At 65.5% G+C, this 17,968-nt stretch carries 12 protein-coding genes and 2 tRNA genes; 9 read left to right on the top strand and 5 right to left on the bottom strand.

The features are described from left to right. Positions 1–14: 14 nt before the first annotated feature. On the bottom strand, positions 15–1,259 hold the full coding sequence (locus tag V6M49_RS07560; RefSeq protein ID WP_332760738.1) for a macrolide 2'-phosphotransferase: 1,245 nt from the start codon (positions 1,257–1,259) through the stop codon (positions 15–17). Between the two features lie 168 nt (positions 1,260–1,427). Between V6M49_RS07560 and nudC the strand changes: the two genes are divergently transcribed. The 4 genes from nudC to V6M49_RS07540 all read left to right on the top strand — a co-directional run bounded on the left by nudC (position 1,428) and on the right by V6M49_RS07540 (position 6,018). Next, positions 1,428–2,450: an NAD(+) diphosphatase gene (gene nudC, locus V6M49_RS07555; protein ID WP_141141061.1), complete on the top strand. Its 1,023-nt coding sequence runs from the start codon at positions 1,428–1,430 to the stop codon at positions 2,448–2,450. A 68-nt stretch (positions 2,451–2,518) separates the two neighbouring features. Beyond that, complete coding sequence (locus V6M49_RS07550) at positions 2,519–4,654, top strand: ATP-dependent DNA helicase UvrD2 (RefSeq protein WP_332760737.1); 2,136 nt, start codon at positions 2,519–2,521, stop codon at positions 4,652–4,654. Beyond that, positions 4,651–5,262 (top strand): M48 family metallopeptidase, encoded by a 612-nt coding sequence (locus tag V6M49_RS07545; RefSeq protein WP_332760736.1) that lies wholly within the window; start codon positions 4,651–4,653, stop codon positions 5,260–5,262. The genes V6M49_RS07550 and V6M49_RS07545 overlap by 4 nt, the downstream gene beginning before the upstream one ends. Before the next feature lie 132 nt (positions 5,263–5,394). Continuing rightward, entirely contained in the window at positions 5,395–6,018 is a 624-nt protein-coding gene (locus V6M49_RS07540; protein ID WP_141141058.1) for a dihydrofolate reductase family protein, read from the top strand. 39 nt (positions 6,019–6,057) lie between these two features. Here V6M49_RS07540 and V6M49_RS07535 read toward each other — a convergent pair whose 3' ends face one another. Beyond that, on the bottom strand, positions 6,058–7,479 hold the full coding sequence (locus tag V6M49_RS07535) for a zinc-dependent metalloprotease (protein WP_332760735.1): 1,422 nt from the start codon (positions 7,477–7,479) through the stop codon (positions 6,058–6,060). A gap of 131 nt (positions 7,480–7,610) precedes the next feature. Here V6M49_RS07535 and V6M49_RS07530 point away from each other — a divergent pair, with 131 nt between their 5' ends. The 5 genes from V6M49_RS07530 (at position 7,611) to V6M49_RS07510 (ending at position 13,390) form a co-directional block, all read left to right on the top strand. Further along, complete coding sequence (locus V6M49_RS07530; protein WP_442959704.1) at positions 7,611–8,804, top strand: YlbL family protein; 1,194 nt, start codon at positions 7,611–7,613, stop codon at positions 8,802–8,804. A gap of 157 nt (positions 8,805–8,961) precedes the next feature. Continuing rightward, positions 8,962–11,949, top strand: coding sequence for a UPF0182 family membrane protein (locus V6M49_RS07525; protein ID WP_442959705.1), 2,988 nt, complete (start codon positions 8,962–8,964; stop codon positions 11,947–11,949). Between the two features lie 80 nt (positions 11,950–12,029). Further along, positions 12,030–12,103, top strand: a tRNA-Met gene (locus V6M49_RS07520). A gap of 147 nt (positions 12,104–12,250) precedes the next feature. Further along, positions 12,251–12,327: transfer RNA gene (locus V6M49_RS07515), tRNA-Met, on the top strand. A 130-nt stretch (positions 12,328–12,457) separates the two neighbouring features. Then, positions 12,458–13,390, top strand: a complete 933-nt coding sequence (locus tag V6M49_RS07510) for a cytochrome b/b6 domain-containing protein (protein ID WP_332760733.1) — start codon at positions 12,458–12,460, stop codon at positions 13,388–13,390. Here V6M49_RS07510 and V6M49_RS07505 read toward each other — a convergent pair. The 3 genes from V6M49_RS07505 to V6M49_RS07495 all read right to left on the bottom strand — a co-directional run bounded on the left by V6M49_RS07505 (position 13,380) and on the right by V6M49_RS07495 (position 17,929). Further along, entirely contained in the window at positions 13,380–14,855 is a 1,476-nt protein-coding gene (locus tag V6M49_RS07505) for a cryptochrome/photolyase family protein (protein WP_332760732.1), read from the bottom strand. The two genes, V6M49_RS07510 and V6M49_RS07505, sit on opposite strands and share 11 nt — an antisense overlap. A gap of 130 nt (positions 14,856–14,985) precedes the next feature. Beyond that, entirely contained in the window at positions 14,986–15,771 is a 786-nt protein-coding gene (locus V6M49_RS07500; RefSeq protein WP_056343844.1) for a PspA/IM30 family protein, read from the bottom strand. Between the two features lie 109 nt (positions 15,772–15,880). Further along, a complete protein-coding gene (locus V6M49_RS07495) occupies positions 15,881–17,929 on the bottom strand; it encodes a TPM domain-containing protein (protein ID WP_332760731.1) in 2,049 nt (682 codons plus the stop codon). Positions 17,930–17,968 lie beyond the last annotated feature (39 nt).

Genomic DNA, 17,968 nt, shown 5'->3' with positions numbered 1-17,968 from the left:
AGCGTTTCCGGGTGTCAGTGCTTCCTGACGTCGAGGATGCTGATGGCCGCGGTGGACGTGTCCTCGGCGGACGGGCGCACTGACGGCTTGTCCGCCGGTGACTCGTCTGCAGAGTCGTCGTCCGCCGGTGCTTCGTCGGCCGGGAGGTGCTCAGCCGGGATAGGGCTGACTTCCACTGCGGGCACCACCGGAACAGGCTCCACCGACGGGACGGGCACGGGGACGACGGTCACCGCCGGAGCAGCGGCCACACCCGCCGCGTGGGACTGGGCTGCCGGGGACTGGGCGGCGTCGTCGGCCGGGGCAGCCGGGGCTGGCAGCGGCTCGACGCTGATGGCCTGGCCGCCGTGCTCTTCGACGTCGGCCGCGAGGGTTTCCAGCATGCCTTCGGCTTCGGCAACCATACCCGCGTCGCCGGCAGCGATGCCCTTGACCAGGTATTGCGCCAACGCGAACTCGGCAGACAGGGCAGCTCGCCGGAGCAGGTGCTGGTCCGGGGAGTCGCGGCGGCAGCCGGTGTAGCTGGCAAGAACTGCGTCCACGAAATCCTGTTCGTTCGAGGCAACCAGCCAGGCGAAGTCGTCGGCGGGATCCCCGATCCGCAGGTCCGTCCAGCCCGTAACGGCCGTGACGCGGCTGCTTTCCACGAGCAGGTTGTCCTCATGGAGGTCCCCGTGGACAACGCAAGGGTTGAACCGCCACAGTGAGACGTCTTCAAGGGCATGTTCCCAGCGGAGCAACAGCGACGCCGGGATTTTTCCGGTTGTGGCCGCCTGGTCGAGCTCGTTGAGCCGGCGCTGGCGGAATTCGTTGGGCGTGTAGCTGGGCAGGTCGGCATTGCTGACCAGGGAGTGCGGAAGATCATGGATGGCCGCCAGCGCCGTCCCGATTTCCCGGGCGAGCGCGGCCGGACCTGCGGTGAGTTCTTCCACACTCTGCGTGCTCCCGGCCAGATGGGAGTACACAAAGGTGCTGAGGTTACCAAGCCGGACGCTGCCGGCCACAGTGGGCATCAGGAAGGGCAGCTCGGCGCGGATGGCCGGTACGAATGCCCGGAGGACGAGGAACTCCGTCTCGAGCCTGGCACTTGCTTCCGCATGCCGCGGGGACCTGACCCGCCACTGTTTGTCTTCGGAATCCAGCAGCAGCGCGGAGTCAAAATCCGCGGGATCGTCCGCAGCGGAGCTAACGGCGGTTGGGGTCAGCCCGGGGACTGCCGCGGTTGCTACGGCTGCCAGTTCGATCGGTTTTCTTCTCACCGTTCCACGGTAGATTGAGTGGCGTCCAAGACAACGATGTGCGGCGGCGAGTCTCCAGATATGCTGCAAAAGTCGGCTTCCGCGCCCGGTCCGGACGTCCACGCCACCTGTCCCGCCGAATGTCCCCGCCGAATGTAAATTGTCAGTCCGAGTCAGTACGGTGGACACATGAGTCATGCGGAGTCCGCTATACCGGCCTACCAGCCGCAGGCAGCCCAGCTGCCGGCCAACCACCTGTTCGATACCGTACTGCCGGTTCTCCCGGCCGCCGTGGACCGCGGCTCCGCAGACCGTGTCCGGCCAGGCATGGTTGAGGAATTGGTGGACAGCGAACACACCCGGGCGGTGGTCCTTGCCGGGCGGCAGGCCCTGGTGCGGGGCAACCAGCTTCTACTGCCCGCAGCGGCCCAGTTGCTGGCTGACCTGCGGGACCGTGGCTCAGCCCCGGAACAGGTCATCTATCTTGGCGCCGCGCTGGACAGCTCGGATCTTGCCGCCGGCACCGAAGTGGTCCTTGTTGTCCTTCCTGAACCTGCCGAGCCCGGCACTGCCGGAATCCCGGCCGGCGCGCAGTGGTCCGGCTTCCGCGACATCGCCGCCGTCCTGAACCCCACTGATACGGCGTTGTTCGTTGAAGCCAGCGCCATCGCCAACTGGCACGCCGGCCATACGCATTGCCCCCGGTGCGGGGCCCGCACTGCCGTGGAGGCCGGCGGCTGGGTCCGCCGCTGCCCCCAGGACAGCTCGGAACACTACCCCCGGACGGATCCGGCCATCATCGTCACGGTGGTGGGGCCGGACGGACGGCTGCTGCTCGGTGGCGGCGGGCCGGTTGACGCGAAGAATTACTCCACGCTGGCCGGATTCGTTGAACCAGGCGAATCCCTGGAACAAGCTGTCGTCAGGGAAATCCACGAGGAAGTGGGCGTCCGGGTCACGGGCTGCCAGTACTTGGGCTCGCAGTCATGGCCGTTCCCGGCCTCCCTTATGCTTGGATTTACCGCCATCACCGAAGACGCCGTGGCAAAGCCCGACGGCGTGGAGGTAACCCGTGCGCGCTGGTTCAGCCGGGAGGAACTCCAGGACGCCGTGCTCACCGGCGAAATCACCATCTCCAGCCGGCTGTCCATTGCACGCTCGCTGATTGAGCACTGGTATGGCGGCCGGATCATGGACCGCACGGACACCTGACACCCGGAACAGGCATCACCATTGGCCAGACGCCAGCACGTGGCAGTCGCGACAACAGAGCAGCAGAAGTGACCACAGAGAATTTTGACAGTGCAGAGTCCCTTGAGGAACGAATCCTTGGGGGACTTGACGCTGAACAGCGCGAGGTCGCCAGCACGCTGAACGGGCCGCTGTGCGTCCTTGCCGGTGCCGGCACCGGCAAGACCAGGGCCATTACGCACCGGATTGCCTATGGCGTGCACTCAGGGGTGTACAGTCCCCAGCGGCTCCTCGCCGTGACGTTCACGGCGCGGGCCGCCGCGGAAATGCGCAGCAGGCTGCGGGATCTCGGCGTGGGCAATGTCCAGGCGCGCACCTTCCACGCCGCCGCCTTGCGGCAGCTGCAGTTTTTCTGGCCGCAGGCGGTCGGCGGCACGCTGCCCAACCTGCTGGACCACAAGGCCCAGATGATCGCCGAAGCGTCCCGCCGCCTGCGGCTCAGCACTGACCGCGCGTCCATCCGGGACCTCGCCTCCGAAATTGAGTGGGCCAAGGTCTCCATGCTGACCCCGGCCAACTACCTGGAGAACGCACAGGGCAGGGGAACGCCCGGCGGGTTCGACCTCACCGCCGTCGCCCGGGTCTTCCAGTCCTATGAGGATGTCAAGACGGACCGCAACGTCATTGATTTTGAGGACGTACTCCTGATCACGGTGGGGATCCTGCAGGAAGACCAGAAAGTCGCGGCCACCGTTCGTGAGCAGTACCGGCATTTTGTGGTGGACGAGTACCAGGACGTTTCGCCGCTGCAGCAGCGCCTCCTGGAGCTGTGGCTGGGCGGGCGGGACGAGCTGTGCGTTGTGGGCGATGCGAGCCAGACGATCTACTCGTTTACCGGCGCTTCGCCCAAACACCTGCTGGGATTCAAGGCCCAGTACCCTGAGGCCAATGTGGTGAAACTGATCCGGGATTACCGTTCCACGCCGCAGGTGGTCAAGCTGGCCAACGATCTCCTGGCCGCACGGCGTGGCGGCGGACCGGTGGCCGATGCTGCCTGGGCGGCTCCGCTGCAGCTGGTGGCGCAGCGGCCGGCGGGGCCTGTCCCACAGTTCACCGAGTGCTCCGACGATGAAGCCGAAGCCGCCACTGTCGCCATCAAGATCCAGGAGCTGCTCGACGCCGGCACTCCCGCAAGCCAGGTGGCTGTCCTTTTCCGCACCAACGGGCAGTCCCAGGCCTACGAACAGGCGCTCGCGGCGGCCGGCATCAGTTACCAGCTGCGCGGTGGTGAGCGGTTCTTTGCCCGCAAGGAAGTGCGCGACGCCATCCTTCAGCTGCGCGCGGCAACCAGGGCCGTCGCTGAAACGGCGACGCCGGAACCGCTCGGCCAGTTGGTCCGCGATATCGTGGCCTCGCTCGGCTACACGGACGCCCCGCCCCACAACGGCGGCGCGCTGCGCGAACGCTGGGAGTCCCTGGCAGCGCTGGTGGCGCTCGCGGACGAGCTGGTCCACGTCCGCGGCGAGCAGTTCAGTCTCAGTGACTTTGTTAATGAACTCCAGGAACGGTCGCTGGCGCAGCACGCTCCCACTGTCCAGGGCGTGACGCTTGCATCGCTGCACGCCGCGAAGGGCCTCGAATGGGACGCCGTGTTCCTGGTGGGCCTCTGCGAAGGCCTGATGCCCATCTCCTTCGCGGACACACCCGAATCCGTGGATGAGGAGCGCCGCCTGCTCTACGTGGGCATCACCCGCGCCCGCGAGCACCTGTCCCTGTCCTGGTCCACGGCACGGACACCGGGCGGCCGGGCCAACCGCAAACCCTCACGCTTCCTCGACGGGCTCCGGCCCAACTCGGTGGCCAGTTCCAGCGCCCGCGGTAAAGGGCCGGCGCCCCGCCGGAAATCGACGGCCCCCGCCACCTGCAGGGTCTGCGGGAGCATGCTGGCCAGCGGCGCCGAACGCAAGGTGGGCCGCTGCAACGGCTGTCCTCCCAGCTACGAAGAACAGACCTTCGATGCCCTTCGGCAATGGCGGAAGGAAATTGCACTGGCCGCCGAAGTGCCGGCATTTGTCGTCTTCACGGATGCCACGCTGACGGCCATCGCAGAGGCCAAACCGTCCACGCTGGAGGAACTGGCGGCACTGGCCGGCGTCGGTCCGTCCAAACTGGAACGCTACGGCGAAGACGTGCTGCGGGTGCTCGTCGAAAGCACCACCCTGTGACCCGCCGGCCGGCAGGACAGGACACCCTCCCCGTCACCACAGCGGACGGATCACCGGTTGAGGTGCGGCGGTCGGCCCGCCGGACCAGGACCGTGGCTGCCTTCTGGGAGAACGGGACGGCAGTGGTGGCCATTCCGGCCCGGTTCACCGCCGCGCAGGAGTCTGAATGGGTGCACCGCATGCTGGAGAAGCTGCACCGCCAGGGGGAGCGGCGCTCCCGCAAAGGAAGCAAACAGCCGGCTACTGATACTGCCCTGGCCGTCCACGCCGCAGCCCTTTCGGCCCGGTACTTCGGCGGCAGGGCAGTCCCGACGTCGGTCCGCTGGGTCAGCAACCAGAACTCGCGCTGGGGCTCCGCAACACCGTCGGAAGGATCCATCCGGCTCTCCGACAAGCTCCGGCCCATGCCGCCGTGGGTCATCGACTATGTCCTGCTGCATGAGCTCGCGCACCTGCTGGTGGCCGGGCACAATGCCGCGTTCTGGAAGCTGTTGGAGGCTTACCCCGAGACGATGCGGGCCAAGGCGTTCCTGGAAGGCGTCTCGTTCGCCACCTCCCGGGGCCTGACCGCGGGCAGCAATGATTCAGACCCGGGTGACGCCGACTAGAGAGTCTCTCCTAACCGTCGCCTGATGCTCGGGTCGAGCCGGGGAAATGGTTGCTTCGCAGGGGGATCATGTGTCAGCCTCGAAGTGATCCCGTCGCCGGGGCGACGACGGGCAACACGGAAAGAGCATGGCATGGGACTCATCCATATCGACCTGTTCACCACCCTCGACGGCGTCGCGCAGGCGCCCGGCGGGCCGGACGAGGATGCTGACGGCGGCTTCGCGTTTGGCGGCTGGCAGGCGCCCCTCCTAGATGAAGTCGTCGGCGAGCAGGTCGACTCCGGGATGGTGGGGATGGACGCGCTGCTGCTTGGGCGACGGACCTACGACATCTTCGCCGCGTACTGGCCGCACGCGGACGGGGGAATTGCGCGGCTGTTCAACCGCCTCCCGAAATACGTGGCCTCGCGCCAGTCGCCGGCCCTCGAGTGGGCCGACTCAACACTCCTGGGTCCTGATGTCGTCGCTGCCGTGCGCGAACTGCGCGACCGGCACGCGAACATCCACGTCATTGGCAGTCTCGACTTCGTGCAGACCCTGTTCGCCGAGCGGCTCTTTGACCGGCTCACGCTCTGGGTGTATCCGATCCTCCTCGGCGGTGGAAAGAAGGTTTTCGCCGGCGGGGTGGTTCCGACGAACCTCAGACTCATCGAGCCGGTCGTCGCCTCACCGAAGGGAGCAGTGCTGCAGCGCTACGCGCTCGCCGATGGCACCCCTGGGGTCGGCGATATGTCTGCCAGCGACCAGGAAAGTTAGGCTGAAGCTGCATTCCACGACATTGCGCCGCAACACACCCTAGCCCTTGGGCTGCTCACCGTCGCCGGTGGGCTGGTCGCCGTCTTCACCGCCTTCGGAATCATCCTGCGGCGCGTTGTCGAAGCCGCCGCTGAGCAGCCTCTGCAGGGCGTCGTCCACTTCGCTGTCGCTGGCCTCGGCCAGCTGGCGGCGGCCACTGAACCCCTGCGGGTCATCGAGGTCCTCGGCGGTGGGGAGGAGGTCCGGGTGCTGCCAGATGGCATCGCGTCCGGCAATGCCCCGTTCGTCCTTCAGCGTGGCCCACAGCGTGGCCGCCTCGCGCAGGCGGCGGGGGCGCAGTTCGAGTCCCACCAGGGAAGAGAAAGCGTGTTCCGCCGGACCGCCGGTGGCACGGCGTCGCCGGACTGTTTCCCGGAGCGCACCGGCGGAGGGCAGCAGTTTCTCTGTGGCCGAAGCGGTGAGCTCGTCCACCCAGCCTTCAACGAGGGCCAGGGCCGTCTCAAGTTTTTCAAGCGCCTGCTCCTGGGCAGGGGTCCGCTGCGGCATAAAGACACCCTGGGACAGCGCTTCCTGGATGCCTTCAGGGTTGCTGGGGTCCAGGTCGCGGGCCAGCTCTTCAATCCTGGAAGTGTCGATATGGATGCCGCGGGCGTAGGCCTCGATGGCGCCGAGCAGGTGGCCGCGCAGCCAGGGTACCTGGACAAACAACCGCGCATGGGCTGCCTCGCGGACAGCCAGGAACAGCCGGATGTCGTTCTCCGGCAGGCCCAGGCCCTCGCCGAACTTGGACACGTTGGCCGGCAGGAGCGCCATTTCCAGGTCAGCCAGGGGAACACCGATGTCCGTGGAGCTGACAACCTCGGCGGACAGGGCACCGATCGCCTGCCCCAGCTGCATCCCAAAGATCGCGCCGCCCATGTTCTGCAGCATGGAAGAGGCCCCGCCCATCATGGACTTCATCTCTTCGGGCATCTGTTCGGTCATGGCGCTGGAGAGCGCGTTGGCGATGCTGTTGGCTACGGGCTCGGTCAGCCGCTTCCATGTTCCAAGGGTGGCTTCCACCCACTCGGCACGCGACCACGCACGGCCGATCAGGCCGGTGGCAGGAATGTCGGTCACGGGATCAAGCCACAGTTCGGCCAGCCGCAGGGCCTCGTCGACTTCCCGGGTCTGCAGGGACGTGACGGACGGGTCGGCGCTGCTGGCGGCAACCCGGCGGGCGTTCTCGTGCGCGAGCTGCCAGTTGACGGGCCCTTCGGAAGGGGCGCTCATCATGGCCTGGACCTGGGAGAACATCTGGGCCAGGAGATTGGGGTCGTCCGGCAGGCCGGCTGCCTTTGCGAGTTCGGCGGGGTCGAAGTTCTCCATGCCCTTGCCGCCCATCAGGTTCTGCAGCATCTCGGTCAACGGATCCTTCGGCGTATCGTCGCCGTTGGACGGATTGAGTGGGTTGGAGGTCATGATCCCGCCGATCGTCGGTGTGACTGTTCACTTCACGGTACCCCGGGCAGGGGCGGCTGTCTGCCGGACAGGCGTCACGTTCGCTGTAGGCAAAGAGCTGGCCGGGGGCGGCACCGCGTAGTGTTGATTCAGTGACTACAACCCGCGGCGATCATCCGCATGAGGACCACGCTCCAGAGCTCGACGCCGGCACCACAGCGGGTGCCGCAGCGCCCGGAACGGATGTAGCCGGCCCCCCGCCAACAGGGCAGAATGCCCCCCACAGCTCCCCGCCCGGGGACCGGCGGGTGTCCGTGATGATGCTTTCCGGCGTCCTGGCGCTGGGACTGGGGATCGCGGCCGTCACCGTACCGGTGCCGTATGTTGTGGAATCGCCCGGACCAACCTTCAACACCCTCGGGCAGAGCCAGGGCAGCCCTGTCATCAGCGTGACAGGCCACGAAACCTATCCCGCCAAGGGAAATCTGGACCTGACCACAGTTTATGTCGACGGCGGCCCCAACGGCCCGGTGAGCGTCCTGGGTGCCTTCACCGCCTGGCTGGACGGCTCCAAGTCCGTTCATCCGGTGGAGATGCTTTACCCCAGCGGCACCACAAAGGAGGAGGCTGACGAGCAGAGCTCCGTGGCCATGACGTCGTCGCAGGAGAATGCGGTGGCGTCAGCACTCAAGGAGCTCGACATTCCCTTCGGCCAGCAGCTCCAGGCCGCGGGGCTCCCCGATGGTTCGCCGTCCGCCGGAAAGGTTGAAAACGGCGACATCTTCGAATCGATCAACGGCAAACCCATCACATCGCTCGCCGTGGTTCAGGAGGAACTGGCCGCCGGCCAGGGAGCGCCGGCCACCCTGGTGGTGCAGCGCGCAGGGGAATCCGTCACACAGACCATCACCCCCATGAACAACGGTGCGGGCCGCTACATTCTCGGAGTCATGCTCAAGTACCTGTTCACGTTTCCGTTCGACGTGAAGATTTCACTGGACAAGGTTGGCGGACCCAGTGCCGGGCTGATGTTTTCGCTGGGCATTATCGACACGGTGACACCGGGGGACTTGACCGGCGGCAAACATGTCGCCGGAACGGGGACCATCACCCCCGACGGCGCCGTTGGCCCCATCGGGGGCATCCGGCAGAAGATGCTGGGCGCGCGTGCCGGGGGAGCCACCATATTCCTCGCCCCGGCAGAAAACTGCAACGAAGTTGTGGGCCATATGCCGGACGGACTGCAGGTGCTCAAAGTGGAGAACATCGCAGACGCGCGTCACGCCGTCGAACTCGCCGGATCCGGGCAGGACACGGGCGCTTTGCCGGTCTGCGCCAACAACTAGACTGAGGCCAGGAACTAAGCTTTACCGCCACTCGTGGCAGATATGACGGACGTTGCCACACGCTTGACCGGTGCCGGACGTCAACCGCACGCACGCTTCTCATGTAAACCTGACGACCAGCTATGAGGTACCGAGTTTGTCCCGTCCTACCAGCCCCATCCCGCCCGGAAGACCCCCCTCGCGACGCGGGGCCCTAACGCCCACGCTGATTGTTGTTGCCATCGCAGTGGTGGGCTTCATCTTCTTCGCCAACGTGTGGACTGACGTCCTCTGGTACCGGCAGCTCGGCTACTTCGAAGTGTTTGTGACAGAAAACCTCTCGCGGATCGGGATCTTCTTCGCCGGCTTCGCACTTATGTTCCTGGCGGTCTTTTTTGCCATCCGGGTTGCCTACCACGCGCGGCCCGTGTACGCGCCGGACTCGGAGATGCGCGACAACCTGAACCGCTACCAGGCCCAGCTTGAACCGGTGCGCCGCGTCGTAATGGTGGGCCTGCCCATCCTGTTCGGGCTGTTCGCGGGCAGCGCCGCGGCCAGCCAATGGCAGAAAGTGTTGTTGTTCTTCAACCAGGAACCGTTCGGCCAGAGCGATCCTGAGTTCGGCCTGGACATCAGCTTCTACCTCATGACTCTTCCGTTCCTGGGATTCGTCACTGGCTTCCTGATCAGCGTGGTTGTGGTGGCCGGCATCGCCGGAATCCTCACTCACTACCTCTACGGCAGCATCCGGCTGATGGAGCGCGGCGTGTTCACCAGCCGCGCGGCACAGATCCACCTCGCGGTAACCGGCGCAGCCTTCCTGATCCTGCTCGGTGCAAACTTCTGGCTGGACCGCTACGCCGCCCTTCAGGGCAACGGCGGGCGCTGGGCCGGTGCTCTGTATACGGACGTGAACGCCGTGATCCCCACCAAGGCGATCCTCGCCGTGGCGGCGGGGCTAGTAGCCATACTCTTTATCGTCGCGGCAGTTATCGGCCGTTGGCGTCTGCCGGTCATCGGCACGGCCATGCTGATCATCACCTCAATCCTGGCCGGCGGCGTTTACCCGTGGGTCATCCAGCAGTTCCAGGTCCGGCCTTCCGAGCAGACGTTGGAGAAGGAGTTCATCCAGCGCAACATCGAGATGACCCGGGCAGCCTATGGCCTGGACCAGATTCAGGTGGACCGCTATGACGCGACGAACACTGCCAGCACTGGGGCGTTGGCTCCGGACGCGCAGACCACCGCCAACATCAGGCTCCTGGACCCCAACCTGATCTCCGACGCGTTCTCCCAGCTGGAGCAGTACCGCCCGTACTACCAGTTCCCGGATGCACTGAATGTCGACCGCTACGAGGTGGACGGCAAGATCCAGGACACCGTCATCGCCGTGCGCGAGCTGAACCCGACGAACGTTGCCACCAACCAGCAAGGTTGGCTCAACCAGCACGTCGTGTACACCCACGGCTACGGCGTGGTGGCGGCCAAGGGAAACAAATTCACCGTCGACGGCAAACCGGAGTTCCTCCAGTCGGGCATCCCGTCCACCGGTGTCCTTGGCGATGACTCCACCTACGAGCCACGGATCTACTTCGGCGAAGACTCCCCGGAGTACTCCATTGTCGGGGCGCCTGCGGGATCACCGCACCGCGAACAGGACAGGCCTTCCGGCAAGGAAGGGGACGGGGAAACCCAGTACACCTTCACCGGCAACGGCGGGCCCAACGTGGGCAGCTTCTTCAACAAGGTCCTTTACTCCATCAAGTTCCAGTCCTCGGACCTCCTGCTCTCCGACGGCGTCAACGCAGAGTCGCAGATCCTTTACGACCGCAGCCCGCGTGACCGCGTGGAAAAGGTTGCCCCGTACCTGACCGTTGACGGCAACGCCTACCCGGCCGTTGTTGACGGCCGCGTCAAATGGATCGTGGACGGTTACACCACCAGCCAGTACTACCCGTACTCGCAGCAGGAGCAGCTCTCGGCTGCCACCGCGGACTCCCAGACCACGTCAGGCCGGACAGTTGCCCTGCCGAACAGCTCGGTGAACTACATCAGGAACTCCGTCAAAGCCACGGTCGACGCGTATGACGGCTCGGTGACCCTCTATGCGTGGGACGACCAGGACCCCGTGCTGAAGGCCTGGCAGAAGGTTTTCCCCACATCCGTGAAGCCGTACTCCGAGATGTCCGGCGATGTCATGAGCCACGTCCGTTACCCGGAAGACCTGTTCAAGGTGCAGCGCGAGCTCCTGGGCCGCTACCACGTCACGGAACCAGTGAGCTTCTACAAGAGCGACGAAGTATGGAGCGTGCCGAACGATCCCACGGTGGATACGGAAGTCAAGCAGCCGCCGTTCTACATGTCACTGCAGATGCCTGACCAGGACAAGCCGGCCTTCCAGCTCACCTCGTCCTTCATCCCGCAGATCGTCAACGGCACTGCCCGGAACGTGCTCTACGGATTCCTGGCGGCCGACTCTGACGCCGGAAACGAGAAGGGCGTCAAGGCGGACAGCTACGGCAAGTTGAGGCTCCTGCAGATTCCGCCGGAAACACAGGTTCCCGGGCCAGGCCAGGCCCAGAACAAGTTCAACTCCGATCCCACGGTGTCGCAGGCTTTGAACCTTCTGAGGCAGGGTGCTTCAGAGGTGCTCAACGGTAACCTGCTTACTCTGCCTGTGGGCGGCGGCATCCTGTACGTCCAGCCGGTTTACCTCAAGTCGACCGGCGAGACGTCCTACCCCACCCTGCAGCGTGTGCTGGTGGCCTTCGGTGACAAGGTCGGCTTTGCGCCGACCCTCGACGGGGCCCTGAAGCAACTCTTCGGCGGCGACTCAGGCGCTGCCGCGGGTGACTCCGACAACACCGGCCAGACGCCTCCCGCTCCGGGGACTACGCCGCCCGTAAGCGCAGGTGCCCAGGCTGACCTGAAGGCGGCGCTGGATGAGGCGAACGCCGCCATCAAGGCCGGCCAGGCAGCCTTGGCAGCTGGCGACTTTGCAGCCTATGGGGAAGAGCAGAAGAAACTCGCGGCGGCTCTGCAGAAGGCGATTGACGCCGAGGGCAAGATCCCGGCGCCAGCCCCTGAAGCCACGCCATCGCCCGGGGCGACACCGTCGCCGGAAGCTACGCCGACGGCGACGCCCTCGCCGGCGGCCAGCAACTAAGGGGTTTGACCCAGCGAGACGCACATCACGCCACCAGGATTTGGCCTCCCGTTCACCGGACGGTAGTGTTGATCTTGCGACGCGGGGTGGAGCAGTTCGGTAGCTCGCTGGGCTCATAACCCAGAGGTCACAGGTTCAAATCCTGTCCCCGCAACTGGCGAAAAGTCCGGATTCTGGAAACAGAATCCGGACTTTTTGGTTTAAGCGGACCCGCCCCAGGCAGGCAACCTCGGCGTCGTGGGGACCCTCAATCACGATTGGTTTTTACCTACTCCAAAGTACGGTAGTGTTGATCTTGCGACGCGGGGTGGAGCAGTTCGGTAGCTCGCTGGGCTCATAACCCAGAGGTCACAGGTTCAAATCCTGTCCCCGCAACCATGTAGAAGACCCCGACCGGCATAACGCCGGCCGGGGTCTTCTTTTGCCCGATTACACCTTGTTCCTAGTATTCTCGTTCGCAAAGCCATTTGAGCACCTGGTCAGTCATTCTCGAGAGGAATGTTGTTCGATGTCCACACCCACGAAGAAGCCCGGCTCCTCGACGAGCAAGCGGTCAAGACTCTACTGGGGTGTTCCTGCCGCGCTCGTAGTGCTGGTGCTCGTGGTGCTGCTGGCCAGGTGGATGACCGGCCTTCCTGCGGTGGCCTCGTTCCTGGCTGACTATCCGGGCCATTCGGAACTGCCTGACGGAGCGCCTGTGGGATTCCCGGCGTGGCTGGCCTGGCAGCACTTCCTGAACGGCTTCTTCCTGCTGCTCATCATCAGGACCGGCTGGCAGGTGCGGACCACCACGCGGCCCAGCGGCCACTGGACGCGCAACAACAAGGGCCTGATCAAGACCAGGAATGCGCCCACCAAGATCACCTTGGAGCTTTGGCTGCACCTGACGCTGGACGCTCTCTGGGTCCTCAACGGCCTGGTGTTCGCCATCCTGCTGTTCGCCACCGGCCAATGGATGCGGATCGTGCCCACGAGCTGGGACGTTATCCCCAATGCCCTCTCCGCAGCGCTTCAGTACGCCTCGTTGAACTGGCCCACCGAGAACGGCTGGGTCAACTACAACGCGCTGCAGCTGCTGACATATTTCGCCACCGTCTTCATCGCCGCACCGCTTGCCTTCATCTCCGGTATTCGGACGTCCTCCGCCTGGCCCAAGAAGGCCACCGCTCTCAATAAGGCCTACCCCATTGAGCTCGCGCGTGCCATCCACTTCCCGGTCATGATCTATTTCGTGGCGTTCATCGCGGTGCATGTCTTCCTGGTGCTCGCCACCGGTGCATTGCGGAACCTGAACCACATGTACGGCGGCAGCGACGACGCCGGCTGGTTCGGCTTCTGGGTCTTCGTCGCCTCGGTGGCAGCCATGGTGGCAGCCTGGTTCCTGGCGCGTCCCCTCTTCCTCCGCCCCATCGCCTCCCTGATGGGCAAAGTCAGCCGCTAATTTCCGGGCCGGTGACGTTGTCCTGGCCTTGCCGGTCCTCCCGAAGCCTCTGGTAGGTGGCCAGCGCACGCTCCCTGGACTCGGGGAGTCCCACCACGGGCGCGGGGTAGCCGTGGATACCGGGCTGCTTCCACGGTTCGTGGATGGCTCTGCGGTCCATGTGGGCGAGTTCCGGAATGAACTCGCGAAGGTACCGGCCGTCGGCGTCGAACTTCTTGCTCTGCGTGACGGGATTGAAGATCCGGAAGTACGGGGACGCGTCGGCGCCCGAGCCTGCAACCCATTGCCAGTTGGCGGGGTTGCTGGCTGCATCGGCATCCACCAGGGTGTCCCAGAACCACGCCTCGCCCAGACGCCAGTCGGCCAGGAGATTCTTGACGAGGAATGACGCCGCCGCCATCCGGACCCGGTTATGCATCCAGCCCGTCTGCCAGAGCTGCCGCATCCCGGCATCCACCAGCGGATAGCCGGTCCGGCCCTGTTCCCACGCCTCCAGTTCCACGGCGGTGGGCTGCTGCCATTCGAAACGGTCGAAGTCGGGCCGGTAGTTTCGGGTAGCCAGCTGGGGATTGGCGTACAGCAGTTGCCAGCAGAACTCCCGCCAGCCCAGCTCGGACCGGAAGATCCCGACGTCGGGCGTCGCCTCGCGGGGGAAGTGGCGGCGGAGCTCGTGCCAGACCCGGAACGGGCTGATTTCACCAAAACGGAGGTGCGGGGACAGCCTGGAAGTGCCTTCCACACCGGGAATGTCCCGCCCAGTGCCGTAGTCCTGTGCGGGCCCGTCCAGGAAGTCCTCAAGCCTGCTGTGCGCTCCGGCTTCCCCGGGCTCCCAGGTCTCAGCCAGTCCGCCGCTCCAGTCCGGGGACACGGGCAGCAGCGACCACTCCGTCAGCGCGTCGCTGCAGGCTTGCTTCATCGAGCCGGCGACGGCGGGGGAGGGCAGGCGGGCCGGCGCGTCCAGCGGCGGGCGGGGCTCGCCGGACGCTGTGCAGGCCCGCCAGTAGGGCGTGAACACCTTGTAGGGGCCGCCGCTGCCGGTGGTGATGGTCCACGGCTCGAACAGCAGGTTGGCCTGGAAGCTGGCCGATTGGATGCCGTTCTCCGCCGCCCAGGCCTTGATGTCCGCGTCCAGGGACCGCTCGGGACCGCCGTAGCGGCGGTTCCACAGCAGGTGCTTTGCGCCGGTCTCCGCGGCCAGATCCCGGATCACACGGCTGGCAGGTCCGCGCCTGAGGATGAGTGCGGAACCGGCCTCAGCAAGCGCCCCCGCCAACGAAGTCAGCGAGTGGTGCAGCCACCAGCGGGCCGCGCCTCCCAGGGGACGGATTCCCGGGGATTCCTCGTCGAGAATGTAGACCACTGTCAGCGGCAGGCCGAGTTCGACGGCGTGGGACAGGGCGGGGTTATCGTCCAGTCGAAGGTCATCACGGAGCCAGACGATGGAGGATACAACGGGGGAGACCATGGCTTCCACGCTACACACCGGCGACAGCAGCCGCACGGCCGTTTGCAGGTTTCTGTCCGGACATGCCAAGGGCCGGGGTTCGTGATGAACCCCGGCCCCGGTTGGCCCACTCAGCGGCGGACGCGGCTGGCTACAGCTTGTCGAAGTCGGCTTCGTCGACTGTGGACTCGGACCGGGTGCCGGAAGCGCCGATGGCCGGCTTGGCCCCGCCGGACTTCAGGGCTGCCAGGCGTGCTTCGATTTCCACCTGCTCGCCGAGGTCTTCCAGCTGGTTGAACTGGGCGTCCAGGCTCGACGCGGCAAGCTCCTGCTGTCCGCGGACCTTGGCCTCTTCGCGGCGGATTTTCTCTTCGAAGCGGCCAACTTCGCTCGTGGGATCCATGAAGTCGATGCTCTTAATGGCATCATGCACCTGGGACTGTGCCGCGGCCGTCTTGGAGCGCGCAACCAGCTCGTTGCGCTTGCTGGTGAGTTCGTTGAGCTTGCCCTTCATCTGGTCCAGGCCCGACTTGAGCTTGTCCACTACCTCGGTCTGCGAGGCGATGCTCGGCTCAGCACCCTTGGCTTCGCTTTCCGCGGACATCTGGCGCTGCAACGCTACCTTCGCGAGGTTGTCGAACTTCTCGGCGTCAACGCTGTCGCCGGCGCTGCGGTATTCGTCAGCCTTGCGTGACGCGGCGAGGGCCTTGTTGCCCCAGTCCTGGGCGTTCTTGATGTCCTCGCGGTAGTCATCCTGGAGCATACGCAGGTTGCCGATGGTCTGGGCTACGGCGGACTCAGCCTCCGCAATGTTGTTGGTGTAGTCCCGGACCATCTGGTCCAGCATCTTCTGCGGATCCTCAGCGTTGTCCAGCAAGGTGTTGATGTTTGCCTTTGCCAGCTGTGCGATCCGGCCGAAAATGGACTGCTTAACCATGGTGTTACCTTTCGTCCTGCTCAATGGTGGCCACTGAGATCAGTGAACAGTTGTTGTAGCGCTTCTTTCGCCGGCAGGTTCGTTCCTGTTGGCGCCTAGCTTTGTCGGATCAGAAACTTCCCGAGTCTCCGCCGCCGAAATCTCCTCCGCCGAAGTCCCCTCCGCCGGAGTCACCGCCCCAGCCGCCACCATCGCTGTGGCCTCCGCCCCAGCCTCCGCCGCTGCCGCCGTTGAGGATGGAGTTGATGAGGATACCGCCAAGGATGGCGCCACCGAGGCCGCCACCGCCTCCGCCGCGCCCGCCGAACATGCCACCGCCGCCGAAGCCCTGGTTGGCGTAGCCACCAAAGTTGTCGACGTCTGCCTGGGCCAGCTGCGCTGCCTGGGCCGCGAGGGCGTGGGCCTGCTGGGCGTATGTGAGGGCAGTAACCGGATCGTTGCGGGAGATGGACAGCGCGTAGTCGAGGTTGCGCTGGGACTCGGCGAGCCGCGTGCGGGCCTCGGTGCCTACGCCGCCGCGGCGGGCGGTGATGTAGTCCGACGTGGCACTGATCTGCGCCTGCGCCGACATGATGGTCTGCTGCAGCGACGCCTGGGCACGGCGGGCCTGGTCCTGCTGGTTCCGGATGCCGGTGAGGGACTGGTCCAGGGCCTGGTGCGCTGTTTCAACGCGCTGCAGGGTGGCGATGGGATCGATCTTTCCGCCCTGGATTTCGGCCTTGACCTGGCCCAGAGCGGCTTCAACACCGGCTACCGGGCCGGCCAGTTCGGGGTGTTCGCCGGACTGGATCATGGCCTTCGCCTGCGCGAGGTCCTGGGAGGTTTCAACGACGGCCGCCTCCAGCCCATTGCGGGCCTCGTCCAGGCTGGTGGACACCTTAGCGATGGCGTCCAGCAGCACGTTGGTCTGGTGCAGGCTCTCTTCAGACGCCCGCACGGCGACCGCGGCGAGGCTGCCCTCGCCTGCGGTGAGCTTCTCCTGGGCGGTAGCCGTGGCGTTCTGCACAAAAGCCAGCCGTTCCTTGGCCTGGGTGATGTTGTCGGCGACCTGCACCAGCGCGCTGTCCGCGTACTTGGCGCGCAAGGCCGTCAGTGACTGTTCGGCGCTGGCGATCTTGGCATCGGCTTCGTGGGCTCCGGCACTGATGGCTGCCAGTGCCTGCGGGGCGTTCTTCTCGAGCTCCCGGAGCGAGTCGAAGTCGGCCTTCTGCTCCTGGAGCGAGCCGAGCGCTGCCTCTGACCGGCGGATGATCTCGCCGAGCCAGCTGCGCTGCTGTTCTTCCGTGTCCGGGATGTGGTCGTCAAGCTGCTGCTGGAGCTTGAAGGATTCCGACATGTGGGCCTTGGCCTCGGCCAGGGCCTTGGTGAAGTTCCCCACCGCGGCATCGCCGTACTGGGCCTCCGCGAACCCGAGTTCCTGCTCGCTGGACTTGATCGCATCATCGGCTTCGATGATCAACGAGCCGCTCTTGCGCCGGAGTTCCTCGATGCTGAGCGAGGCCAGCGGATCGAGCTCGGCGCCCTGGGGGCCGTAGCTGGCGCTGGACGCCTGGGCTGCCTTCTTCCGTTTGTTACGGAAGTAGAGATATGCGCCGGCTCCACCGGCGGCAACTACGCCCGTGCCAACGAGGACAGCTGCGCCGGCGCCATCACCCGAGGGGACATTGCCGCTGCCGCCGCCTGCCGCATCCCCGATGGCTCCAGCGGTGTCAATGGCAGCCTGGGCGAAGTCCCTCTTGCCGCCAGCCAGGTTGGCTGTGACGGCGTTCTGGCTGATGGCGCCCTGTTTGGACTTGATGGGGCTGGCAGAGTTCAGGACGAAGCTGAATTTGCCGTCATCCTTGGCTATCGCCAGGACGGCGTCGGACCTGCCCATGCCCTTGTTCGTCGCAACGGCCGCGGCCCAGTCAGCTGGAACGGTTGGGTTGGTGAACGTGTCCACGGTCACCACATAGAGGTTGTACTTGTGGTCCTTCAGGAGCTTCTGGATGGCTTCCTGGACCTCGCCACTGCGTCCGCCGAGAACCTTGGCGTTGTCCACAATGTTGGTTCCGGGTGGGATGGTCACCGGGTCTTCAGCCCAGGCCGCGCCGGCAGGAACCGCGAGCAGCCCGGTCAGGCCGATCACGGCGAGGATACGTTTGAACTTTGACCGCATGTGCAACCCTTCAGCACGCCTGACACCGATTCGGGACGA

This window comes from Pseudarthrobacter sp., assembly GCF_036675385.1.
Taxonomy (GTDB): domain Bacteria; phylum Actinomycetota; class Actinomycetes; order Actinomycetales; family Micrococcaceae; genus Arthrobacter.
This window is presented reverse-complemented; position numbering and strand designations above follow the sequence as displayed.